The organism is Mesorhizobium sp. M2A.F.Ca.ET.039.01.1.1, assembly GCF_003998035.1.
Classification (GTDB): Bacteria; Pseudomonadota; Alphaproteobacteria; order Rhizobiales; family Rhizobiaceae; genus Mesorhizobium.
The window spans coordinates 1-456 of record NZ_RZRY01001520.1 but is presented as its reverse complement, the minus strand read 5'-3'; the positions used below and the strand labels follow the sequence as shown (position 1 = coordinate 456).

General features: G+C 65.6%; 1 protein-coding gene. It reads right to left on the bottom strand.

Annotation, left to right across the window (positions count from 1 at the left end):
- Window positions 1-448 (bottom strand): precorrin-6y C5,15-methyltransferase (decarboxylating) subunit CbiE (gene cbiE, locus EOA24_RS40730; protein ID WP_127410959.1); only part of this gene is annotated, 448 nt, incomplete at its 3' end.
- Between the last annotated feature and the right edge of the window lie 8 nt (window positions 449-456).

Below are 456 nucleotides of genomic sequence, written 5' to 3'. Positions count from 1 at the left end.
GGAGCAGGGGGCGGATCAGGTCGATCGAATGGCCGTGCAGCGAGATGGTCTCGATGTCCTGCAAGGCCCAGCCGAGACGGGAGGCGGCCAGCGATAGAGACGACGGCGCCGGCAGAACGAGCATCTCATCCGGCTCCACCTTGCGCGCCAGGGTGACGCCGACGCCGTGAAAGAATGGGTCGCCGGACGCGAGCACGCAGACGTCCTTGCCCGCGAGCGCCAGCACCTCGTGCATTTCGGCATCGAAGGGCGTCGACCAAGGTGTCGCTTTCCCCTTAATCAGGGATGCAACGAGACCAAGATGCCGCTTGCCGCCGAAGACGAAATCGGCCTGCGCGATGCACTGCTTGGCCTCGTCGCCGAGACCCGCTACACCGTCCTCGCCGATGCCGACGATGGTGAGCCATTTTGAGGCTGGCTTGGCGGCGCGCGGACCCTTAGCAGGCATGATGACCC